Consider the following 11,848-nt stretch of genomic DNA (forward strand, 5'->3'; position numbering starts at 1 on the left):
CAAGTTCTCGAATTGTTTTAAAATTTTCACTCATGATCTATATCCTGCCTTTTAACGATTGGTAGATACTGTTCAATTGATTTTTTAAGGTACTTGGCAATGTTCTTTTTAGAATAGTCATCTTGTTTATCTCGGATATACGCTAGGTGATCTTTCACACCGTTTAACCCTCGTAAGTCTTTTAATTCGTCATAGAGTGTATAAACATTTTTCTGTAACCCTGACAAAATAGCCGTATCTGTCAAATCAATGTATGACAATAAAAACTGCTCCATAAGTAACTTTGTATATGGACTTTTTATTGCCTTAACAGTCAACATATCTTCTGTTTCTTCTTGACGAATCTTACCCTCGATATAAAGAGGATCATCCTGTTTATAACTACTGTCATCTGCAATTTGTTTTTTATTAATGTGAAAGACAATGCTATCAATTCTGCGGCCTTTTTTAACTTTTTCGTACGTCACATTAAAAGTTGTATGATTTGTAATTTCTTCAATACCATTTTTTAAAATTCTTTTTTCAAAATTTCTAAAATCCTGATACTCATCTACCGTATCTGTCATTTCTCGTAAATCTCGGATACTGATTTCAGGATTACGATAACCATCAATTTGGTCTTGTCTTCGCCCACCTTTAACGCTGTAATGCTCGTACTGATTGTAATTCATCGATAACCAACGGTATAAAATAATTGCATACTTGCTATTCAATTCTGCAATATCTGACAAAGCATGTTGCGTAAAATTAGTTTTGAGATTTATTAAATAAGGCATAATTTCACGATGAAATTCAATTTTCACTTCGTCATTATAATCCGTCCACTTTACATACGGTATAGGAACAATGCTTTCAAATTGAAATCCCTGACTGGTTTTTTCTCTAATTTGAAAAAACGCCTGTTTTTGCATTTTTTCAATCGCTTGTTTAAAGCGACTATGTTTATCGTTGTCATTCACTTTAAAGAAAGCAAACATTTCTTTCTTTGATAAATAAACCGTCTGATCTTGAGGTGGATTGTCGGTATCAATTAAAGAAACAGCTAATTCAAACATTTTAAGCGGGGTTTTATCCATTTTGGCAATGGATGTGATCAAACTATTATGTTCAACGACTTTTCTTCTTGATAATTCATTCAAGGTCTGTACCTGCCTTGTCTTTGATTCTGGTATAATAGTCATATAAATACGCTCCTTTAGGCGTATTGTTGGATAAGCATAAAGAAAAACTTTTAGACGGGAATTTCTTTATGCTTTTTATTATATCATTTAAGGTGTACATAAAAAATAAAATTGTACACGTATGCACAGTGTTTTGTACACGTATGCACAGTATTTTGTACACGTATGCACAGTATTTTGTACACGTATTTAACTCTAAAGTACTGATAACACTCACTTTCTAAGCACGCAAAAGAACAAAAGATTAAAATATAAAAGATAAACTTATAATAGGCTGCACCTTTTTCATGCTGAAAAATAAAATCAGAAGATTGACCATACCTAATTTATGACCGCTATTTTTAAGGCCATATAAGCGCTTTTGAGCGCAATTAAGCATCATCCATATAAAATATCGTCTATAACGAATAAAACGCCATAAAAGGCTTACAAAGAGCTTTTCATGGCGTTTTATTCGTTATAGGTGTTTTTTTGCGCAGATTAAAGTTAATGCCTTACTAACCAAGAACATTTTATCTGTATACGCGTTTAACGTATCAATTAAGAATCAAATCACTAGTCTATTCTGAAAATCATATGACTCAAAACAGTAATGACTAGTCATTTTATTAAATAGCCATAAGATCACAAAATAATGGCATTAAATCTTAAAAAAGCTGAATATACAAGCAATTATTTGCAAGAATCATAACCGAATGAAATGAGGGCAATGCGCACTTACACATCACTTTTTTAAAGTGATGAAATTGCTCTCCTGATTACATCAGAATGTACATCAGAATGCGCACTTACACTCCACCCAATTTTTGGGCGTGATTTGTGCTTAAAATGTGTACCAGAAGTTGCCGGTGGCAACAACTTAACTAACCGCCCGTTGGTTGGTAGAAACACAAAAAGGTTTAGTGATTATTCACTAAACCTTTTTGCGTTGATAAGAGTGTATTGATGAGTAGAGATATGCTCTATGGGTTATAACTAATCTATCATGGGCTGGTAAATAAAAAGCTAATTATTGCCCCAATTTGGATCGATAACTAGCTTTTTATTGTTGTTGATATAGAGAATTGCTAAGAATATTTTGTGAGGACTCTGAAATTAAATAATTAATTAAATAGATAATTAATTAAATTGTTTATTTATTGATGACCAGGACCGTATTTCCAAACTTCTTTTATGGTTTATTATATCACTTAACAAAAAAACGGCCCCCATTATCTAACCGGTAGATAATGGGGGCTGTTTTAATGGTCTTTCCTAGGGGCGATTATGTAATTATAGACCCTTATTAGATATTTGAAGATAATTTATCCATCATTTTTTCATAGCTATCGACTACATCATAGGTCACTTCGCTATTTGAAATAATTTTAAAATGCTGACGTGCTGATTCGATTTTAGCATTTTCAACACCTTTTAAACTTAGTTCAATATTCTCTGCAACGCCTTTGGTTTCGGCAATAAAATAGACGTGCTTCTGATCGGGTTCGTTTAAGACAATCGCCCAATCAGGATTGTATTTACCTACTGGCGTATTGATATAGAACCCACCAGGTAATTTAACATACATTTCAACATTCTGTTCAACATCTAGTTCGCTAGCAAAGCGTTTCTCAACTTCAGAATCAACACGAACTTTATCATAAAGATGTTTTTTTGCATCGAATACATTTTGCCCCATAATACCTTGGATATCATTATTGGCAAATATTGCATCTTCATCCCAAACCTCATCCAACTTGTTATAAACAATATGTGAAATAATATTTTGTGCTTTGACAGCATTAATGATATTGCTAATTTGCACAATGAAGTTTTCAGGATTAGATTGATATTTTGCGAATTGTCCTGAGTGTATACCAGTTAGAATATAACCAACTGTTTTCCGTAGTAACCCTACATTTTGAGAAACTTCTCCGATTAAATCATATTTCACATGGTTTACAGGCCTATCGATATCAGTTGTTCGCTTATCATTAACTGTAAAACTTGTTCCCGTATCATTCGCGGACATATTACCTTCAGTAATACGAGCTTTTAGCGTTTTCACCGTTAAATTTTTATTGATAAGTTGAATTGACTTTTCAATAATTTCTTGATCGTCAAAATCGACGGTATAGTAAGACTTTCGGTTTATTTTTGACCATAAGCTTTTAAATTCTGTACTAGCATATTTTTCACGATTTAATTTCAAAGTAGTGCGTTTATTCTCATTGTCAATTGGCAAATCTTTTGGGCTATATACACTATTGATTAAATTTTGAATAGGTAGTGCGAATATTTTAAGATCATCATCTAAGGCATCCTGAATTGCTGCTAATTGTTCTGGAGCTGATAGGTTTTTATAAGTATCAGACGATTGCTTATTTTTGTCGATTAGCATTCCTGATTTTAAACTAGACCATATTTCAGCTGCCTGAGTATTATCAACCAGTATCCTGTCAGTTACTTGTCCAGTGCTATCTTCTACAACTAGTTCTCGCCCTTCAAATAGCTTGGGTTCGATGAATTTAGGTCTATTTTTGATGGTGTCAGCTATTTCAGATTGAAGACCTCGAGCAAATGTTTCGTAACTCTCATTGGCGATAACAGTCAACACATTTACTTGTTGCACCTCATTTTCACCTAAAGATTGCGCATCTTGGCGCTCGCCATTTTGATTAACTGCCAAACGTAATCCACGACCGATTTCTTGTCTTTTCTTAATATCAGATGAAGATTGACGCAACGTTGCAATTTGAAAGACATTGGGATTATCCCAGCCTTCTTTTAGCGCTGAGTGAGAGAAAATAAAACGAACAGGTTCTTCAAATGATAAAAGCCGCTCTTTATTTTTCATAATCAAGTCATAGGCTGAAATATCATCACTAGACTCACTACCACGTTTGATTTTACTATCAACAGCCTTCCCTTTTTTATCGATTGAGAAGTATCCAGCATGAACCTTTTCAGGAGATTTCAATTCGCGTTCAAGATAAGAGCGATAATTTGCGTCTAATAAAGAATCCGCTAATCGATCTCGTGCAATATTTAGATATTCTTCCTCAAAAATCGTAGCGTAAATTCCTTTGTCATCGATAGCATCATAATTTTTATATTTAGATACTTCATCAATGAAAAATAAGGACAACGTTTTAATACCGCGCTTAAATAGACTCTCCTCTTTAGCAAAATGCGATTGGATGGTCTCACGGATTTGTATCCGTCTCAAATCTTCCTCGTTAGTATTTCCAACGACTTCACCAACAGATAACCTCATACCGTTAGTAAATTCAACAAACTGCTCCACAGCATTAATTTCTGATATGATAAATCCACTTTTATAAGATTCTATTTCCCCCGAAATAGGGTAAATATTGTCGCCTTTATCTAATAACTTGGAAGTTTTAACCACACTCCCTGTAGCGGATAGTTTATCAAATTGAATCCGTACCTTTAATGTGGGTTTCTCTTTAATGGCTTCAATATATAGATAGCCACTAGATGCATTGGAACCCGATATTTCAATCCCTTTAACCGCGATTTTTTTTACTAGATTCTTTTGATAGGCATCTACAGCATCTAATCGATAAATCATATTATAGTTATCACGATGTGTCGCTGAGTAATTAATGAAAAATAGAGGATTAAATTTTGCTAACCCAACGCGTGTTGCATTCAGTTCAGCTTTTGACCCATTTCCTAAAACCGATTGCGGTTCATCAATGATCATTATTGGATGGGTTGCTGAAATGACATCAATAGGGCGTCTACCACGGAATTGATCTAATACCATGTCGATTCGTCGTGCATCAGCTCCACGTGCGTTAAACGCCTGTGTATTGACGATCATTACATTGATACCCGCATCGCTCGCAAATGCCTCAATTTGATCAAGGTGACTAGAATTATAAATAAAGTAACGAACACCAATGCCATATGATTGTTTAAAATGTTCGGCGGTAGACTCAAATGTTTTGGCGATACCTTCACGAATGGCGACGCTCGGAACGACAATGATAAATTTAGACCAACCATATTGCTTATTTAATTCAAGCATGGTTTTGATATACGTATATGTCTTACCTGTACCCGTCTCCATTTCTACTGACAAAGTTAGAATATTGCGAGAATTATCAGTTTTTGTACTTTTATCTTTACCACCAATGGCCATCTTAACTAGCTGAGTATCAGTTGCTAGTCCATTGTTTTTTTGAGTTACTTGAATGTTTTTTAAAAGATCACTCTCAGATAATGTGATATCTGCGTTTTTAAATCCATTGACAATGTCTAAAGATACGTTTTTTTCATGTCCCATATCCATCATATAAGACATGTTATTTTTTCTAGGTTGTCCCTCAAAAGTAGCTATGACAGACTCTACGGCCTCTAGCTGAAAGGGTTGATTTTTATACTGCAGTTTCATTGCTGTTCCTCCAGACTATCTTGATACTTTTTCATCAAATTACCTTAACTTTCGTATCAGGACTGATAATCCGGAACTGCTCCATCACATTTACCTTTTGAGCTGATTTATCAAACGTTGATTCTTTGAAAACTGCAATCAAAGGTTTGAGTGTGGCAATTTGGCGGGTTAACTCATCTGTTAGGTTTTCACCGAAGTAGCACACTACCCCCGATAATTCGCCTAAATAATCATATTTGATAATCTGTTCATCATTCATCGTGTCAATCGTAATTGATCGATTATATTCTAACGCACCATCTACTAATACGTCATAGAGTAAGTCATAATCTGAACGGTTATCAGAGTGATTATCAATATCTTGTAGCAAATCTACTTGATCGAGTTCACCAGCTGTTTTAAAGACATCTTCTTTTAAACCTGTTGAATCCACCTTTAAGGCACGGAAGCCACTCTTATCACCAATTTTAACAGCAGCACGTCGTATACGTTCCCTGGATATCTGATCAATTGTAGTATAGCCAGCTTTATAAGCATTAGATTTCTCGTCTGTCACTTCATCTAGCTGCATCGATATGAATTTCCTATTCTCGTCCCCTTCTTTATTTAGCTCAAGTAGTGCGTGGGCGGTAGTGCTACTTCCTGCAAACATATCAAGTACAATATCATCTTTTTCAGTAGTTATTTTTAAAATATCCTTCATAAGATATAAAGATTTTGGGAAGTCAAATGTTTTTGCCTCAAGTAAACTATCTAATATCTTAGTACCAAAATGATAGGCATGATATTCTTTCCTAATCCAGTGCGTTTTAATAACTTGCTTTTCTCTCATTTTTTCAGAAATAACTATATTTCCTAAAATATCGTCTATAACAATTTCACCTTCATTAAAAAGTTTAAGAAAAGTGTTTGGTAATGTTTTCCATGTCCGCTCCACACCATTCTCAATTATTGGTAAAACTTTATCATAGTCTTCCATTGGGGTTAAAGAAACTGATAATTTATCTTTGCTAACATATATTGGATACCAAAAATTGGGTTTGGCCTCTCTTGTTGCATACTTACCATCGGCCTTACGTATAAAGTTTTTCTTTTTGAACTTGCCATTTTCATCAGAAAAATTATATTCATTTAATTTTTCCGTATCTAAAATAACATCTTGAAAATTAGCCTTTGTTTTATCCTTGGCATAAAACAAAGCAAATTCATTACTGGTTCCAAAAAATTTTTCTTGATTTCTTCCTTCAGGTTTGTGTACAACGGTAACTATGCCTATTCTATTTTCTTCTCCAAATATCTCGTCCCCTAATTTTATTAAATTTTCAATTTCACTATCATCCATTGCTAGAACCATAAATCCATCATCAGATAGCAAATTTCTAGCAATTTTTATTCTGGGATACATCATTGACAACCAGCGTGAATGATGGCGCCCATCTGTTAGAGGGTTACTAACGAGTTTATAACCAAATTCCGTTTCTCCTGTAGCATTTAGATATTCTTTACTTGAAACAGAGTAGTCATTTGAATATATCATATTGGTTCCAGTGTTGTATGGTGGATCAACATATACAAGTTTAATCTTATTCAGATAGGATTCTTGCAATAATTTCAATGCTTCAAGATTATCCCCCGTAATAAATAGGTTCTCCGATTTTTCAAAATTCACACTTTCTTCTGGTTGTGCACGCAGTGTTTTAGTAGTTGGTGCTGCAGCTTCAAAATAAGCTTTTGCTTTTCCGTTCCACGTAAAATCGTAACGTTCTTTTTGTTCTTCTGCTTTGAGAAATAAATCACGTAATTCATTCAATAATTCAGGATTGACTTGACGTGAATTAACGTTAGATAAATTAATTTTTTCTGGTATATCGGGCATTTCTTATTCTCCTTTAAATTTGGCCAAACGCTGCTCTAGTGCATATCTTTCTCTAGCCAAGAGTTGTTTTTTATTAATTTGGACCGTTCTTTTAATCTGATTGTTGATTCGATCTATTTCGGATTCCAATTCATGCAATAGCTGTATTTTTTCAACTTGTTGTTTCAAAGGTTTTGAGATGTCTGTAATATCTAACAATTGGCGAATAAAGTTATCGCGAACATCATCAATCGATAAACCGTTCAGTTGAAGTTTATCAGCCCCTTTTTTAGAAATAAACTGATCTAGATAATACATGATGCCCAGTTCACCATTGACGATGAATAAAATTTCTTGCGGTATTTTAGTGACAATCTCTTTAATAACATTTAAATCAAAGTCGATCATGTCAACACTAAAAATCTCAATTTCCTGTATTTTGTTAGCAGGCAGATTAATCGTATTAGGCGCAAGTTTCCCCACCCAACGGATACGTTCAATTTTTTTAGCATCTTCAAAGTTAAACCTATCTTTTGGAATAATACGATTTACAACGGCCTGTTTTGGAATATCTAATATCATTTACTCACCTCTAACGACCAGAAAATCAATTAATTCAAAATCATTTAACCCAGTGATATCATTTTCTAAAGCTGTGGTGCCTCCCGTCGTAAAGAGACTATCAATATCTTTTTCTTGTTTACCATTAATCATTGAATCAATTGCTTGGTTCAGTAAATTAGAATACTTACTCATCTCTTTTCCTTCACGGGTCTCTATATTGAATGACTGCGTGAGATTCTCAATAGGTAGTGATTTATCTTTAGAAAGATATCTCATGTCATCCAGAACTTTTTTTGGGTTAAAGTGACTTGAGACTACTTCACCATTTTCATCGATATAGACTAAATAAAATGGATGCAATCGATTTTGTTTATCAATATTCATGGCATTATTGTGATTTTTTAAAACAAAAATAACCCCTGCTGGATGGTTATTATCAGATTGGGTTATCGCATGAATTCCATATGGCTTTGCCTCATAATCACCATATTTCTCGCGCAGTTTTTTCAGGTCAAGTTGAAACTCATTAAGACCTAAGTCCATAATATTGACACCGCTAGACATATCCTCTAAATCAACTACTTCATTTTGCAACGTTTCAAGTTGCTTTTTACGATAGGCCATATCTGGATCTGTATTATCAATGGTATCTTCACCTGTTGACGATACCGCCACTAGTTTAGCACGATTTTCAACGCGCGCTTTTAAGTTAATATACTCATCAAGACTAATATCTGGCCAGAAGTTCACCATTTGAATAACATCATTCATTGAACCAATACGGTCAATTCGGCCAAATCTTTGAATAATACGGACCGGATTCCAATGAATGTCATAATTAATTAAATAGTCTGCATCCTGTAGATTTTGACCTTCACTAATGACGTCAGTTGCAATGATGACATCAATTTCACCATGCAAACCTAAGGCGTCACGATTTTTAGATTTGGGGCTAAATAATGTGAGTAACGTATTAAAGTCATTTCCTACATCTGAAATGGTAGTAGCCGTTCTACTTCCCGAAATCAGAGCCGTATGTAGGTTACCAACTTGATGGAGTCTATCTGATAGATAGTTATACAAATAGTCTGCCGTATCTGAAAAGGCTGTAAAAATAATAATTTTATGATTATTAGCGTTAATAGGATGTTGAATTTTATTGCGAATTAATGCTGTTAATTCTGATAACTTAGCATCATGATCTGGTGTAATTACCTTAATTAAATTTAATAATTCCATGAAAATATTTTGATCAGCTAATAGCTTTTCACGCCATGATAGATAGTCCATATCAGCTAAATCAATTTTTAGATCCTTACCAACTGTAAATGTATCCTCTTCAAAATCATCTTCAATATTTTCAATGATGCCTTGCTTATATTTCTCGTAATTAGAGATGGTTTGTAATTTATGATCAATGTTGCTTAGAATCCGTTCGCTAGTTAATCGAAAACTATAAATTGAGCTTTCCGCTCGTTTCAATAAGTTAGTAACCATCAATTGGTTACGACCTTTTTCACGATTTCCCCAGCTAGCCGCATTTGGACGGCTTTCATCAATATATTTACTAATTTTAGATGGATAGACGTATTGTAGTGGATTGTAAACTTCTAGGTTAAGACGATCAATAAACAAGAAAATTTGATTATATGATATATCTAAATCTGTTAATTTAGGGCTCTTGTTGATGGGAGGCAGCCTTTTCGGAAAGTTTCCAATGGCTTTCTTATCGTAATACTTTTGGATATGCTTACGACTACGGGCAATTGTGACGCTATCGAGTAATTCAAAAAAGTCAAAATCCAACATATCAAGCAGCTGTTCTGTTGTACGATTGGAAACATCCAATTGCGACCACTCTTTGAATGACCTTTGTGCTTGTGCAAAAATTTCTGTAACAGAATTTTTGGTGTTTAAACTCTGAGTTAGAGTATCACTGTCACCTTCTGCAGATAGCATCAATTGGTTGCGTAAATCTGAAAAATCAGTATTAACTGGTGTTGCAGAAAGCATCAGCACCTTTGTTTTAACACCTGTCTTAATAATTTTACGCATTAATTTTTGATAACGATTTTCAGATCCATCATCCTTCTTATGAGTTGTGCCATCACCATTTCTGAAATTATGACTTTCATCAATCACAACTAAATCGTAGTTTCCCCAATTTATTTTCCCGAGATCAATTCCGTTACTTTCGCCTTGTTCTCTGTCCATATCAGTATGAAATAAGACATCATACCGTAATCGATCCTCAGCTAGAGGATTGTTTTTATAATTATTCTTGTAATTATTCCAGTTATCTTTCAATCTCTTAGGAGATAAGACAAGAACATTTTTATTACGAGATTCATAGTATTTAATCACGCCTATGGCAGAAAATGTTTTCCCTAACCCAACAGAATCCGCCAAAATCACCCCATTATGTTTCTCTAATTTGCTAATCGCACCCACAACCGCATCTTTTTGAAAATCATACAAAAGTGACCAAATTTTTGACTCTTTAAATCCGGTACGTTCATCTGGCAGATAGTCTGCGTCCAAATCTGACAAAAACTCACTAAATATATTGTATAACGCAAGGTAATAGATAAATTCTGGCGCATTTTCTTGATAGGCAGCTGTTATATTATCTAAAACAGTATTAGTAACCTCATCAACGTAATCGGGATTATTCCACACTTGATCAAATGCATTCAGAAATCGCTGTGTATTTTCGTTCTCAAACTTTGAAATATTATAAAAAAGTTTTTCCCCTTGAGATACACCCAATTCAGATGTTGTAAATTCATCAATCGGTAAGTATACATTGGTATCATTTTTGCTATTAATGATCATAAAATTATCTGATTGTTTACCAGATATATTTGATTTAAAGGTAACTTTCTGCTCAATCCATTCTGCAACCTCTTTAGCAATGGCTTTTTGAGATAGCTCATTTCGTATTTTTAGTTCAAAGCCATCGCGGTATAACTGACTCTCACGATTTAACCGTGGAATAAAGAACTCTCTTTTTTCATTAGGCACTTTCTCTTTCGTAAATAAATCACTCGTAAACAAAAATTGAACAGCATCTGTTTTTTCTAATTCGGTTTTAAGTGCCTCATACGCATAGATTGAAAAAGATGCAGCTGCGATTTTTATTTTGCTATGAGACTTAATTTCTTGCCTCAAATCGTCTATTACTCGTTCATTCACATTATCAAAATTCTTCATATTATCCCAGCAGTCTTTCTCTAAAAATTTTTTCTACTTTCCAAAGCGCCACCAGCGCTTTGATTTATCTTTTACACTAATATTAGCATCTTCAGACTGTTCTTCTGCATGAGCTTTATTATCTTCTGTTGTTAATGCTTTGAGGCTTTGTATTTCTGACTTGTATTCTTCTAGCAGTTTTTTATCCTGTAATGCTAATCGTTGTTGTTGATCTAGTAAGTTTTGTGTCTGATTCTGAATTTCAACTAGACTTTTTATCTGTTCATCTTTGATAGCTAACTGACCATCTTTTTTATTCAATTGCTCTTTCAAATAACTAATTTGTTCAGACTTTTCATTAATTAGTTTATTTTTTTCAGTGTCTAATCCACTATCTAATACGTGTCTATTTTGGATATCTAAAGTATCTGAAATAGACATTTTAGAGTAACCCATATTCGATTTTATCTTTGATATTGCAGATTTACCAAGATATATAGTGCCGTCCAATCTTTGTATCAAATTACTATCTAATTTAGACACTTGGTAATGTATTTTCTTTTTGGATACTCCCAACTCATCAGCAAGTTCTCGAATTGTTTTAAAATTTTCACTCATGATCTATATCCTGCCTTTTAACGATTGGTAGATACT

The 11,848-nt window shown here is 33.8% G+C and carries 6 protein-coding genes; all 6 read right to left on the reverse strand.

Translation table 11 applies throughout. From position 1 onward, the window contains the following. Positions 1–26: 26 nt before the first annotated feature. Positions 27–1,181 carry a RepB family plasmid replication initiator protein gene (locus K5Q14_RS09505; protein WP_220735471.1) on the reverse strand — a complete coding sequence of 385 codons (1,155 nt, stop codon included), beginning with the start codon at positions 1,179–1,181 and terminating at the stop codon, positions 27–29. A gap of 1,285 nt (positions 1,182–2,466) precedes the next feature. Beyond that, positions 2,467–5,583 (reverse strand): type III restriction-modification system endonuclease, encoded by a 3,117-nt coding sequence (locus K5Q14_RS09510; protein ID WP_220735472.1) that lies wholly within the window; start codon positions 5,581–5,583, stop codon positions 2,467–2,469. A 34-nt stretch (positions 5,584–5,617) separates the two neighbouring features. Beyond that, a complete protein-coding gene (locus tag K5Q14_RS09515; protein ID WP_220735473.1) occupies positions 5,618–7,459 on the reverse strand; it encodes a site-specific DNA-methyltransferase in 1,842 nt (613 codons plus the stop codon). A gap of 3 nt (positions 7,460–7,462) precedes the next feature. Next, the gene (locus K5Q14_RS09520) at positions 7,463–8,020 is read right to left on the reverse strand and encodes a DUF4391 domain-containing protein (RefSeq protein WP_220735474.1); all 558 of its coding nucleotides are present in this window, start codon (positions 8,018–8,020) and stop codon (positions 7,463–7,465) included. Further along, positions 8,021–11,215: a helicase-related protein gene (locus K5Q14_RS09525; protein WP_220735475.1), complete on the reverse strand. Its 3,195-nt coding sequence runs from the start codon at positions 11,213–11,215 to the stop codon at positions 8,021–8,023. A gap of 33 nt (positions 11,216–11,248) precedes the next feature. Beyond that, on the reverse strand, positions 11,249–11,812 hold the full coding sequence (locus K5Q14_RS09530; RefSeq protein WP_220735476.1) for a DNA-binding protein: 564 nt from the start codon (positions 11,810–11,812) through the stop codon (positions 11,249–11,251). Positions 11,813–11,848 lie beyond the last annotated feature (36 nt).

The sequence above is a fragment of the Leuconostoc inhae genome (assembly GCF_019656015.1).
GTDB lineage: Bacteria > Bacillota > Bacilli > Lactobacillales > Lactobacillaceae > Leuconostoc > Leuconostoc inhae_A.